Below are 287 nucleotides of genomic sequence, written 5' to 3' on the forward strand. Positions count from 1 at the left end.
GCCATCGCCGCATGCGGAACCACCACACCCTTCGGCCGACCCGTCGAACCCGACGTATAGATCACATACGCCGCCGACGACAACGACACCGGCCCCACAGGAGCCGCCAACGCCTCCCCCACCAGGGAACGCGCCAACACCTCCTCCGTGATCACCACCTCCACACCACTGTCAGCCTTCATGAACTCCAGCCGGTCCGCCGGATACTCCGGATCCAACGGCACATACGCACCACCGGCCCGCAACACCCCCAGCACCGCCACCACCAGATCCACCGACCTCGGCAG

The 287-nt window shown here is 66.6% G+C and carries 1 protein-coding gene; it reads right to left on the bottom strand.

Annotated features, from left to right (window positions below; genetic code table 11):
- A partial coding sequence (locus CU044_RS30185; RefSeq protein WP_240045940.1) for an AMP-binding protein occupies positions 1–275 on the bottom strand: 275 nt, incomplete at its 3' end.
- Positions 276–287: the final 12 nt, after the last annotated feature.

It is taken from the genome of Streptomyces sp. L-9-10 (genome assembly GCF_004151105.1).
Taxonomy (GTDB): Bacteria; Actinomycetota; Actinomycetes; order Streptomycetales; family Streptomycetaceae; genus Streptomyces.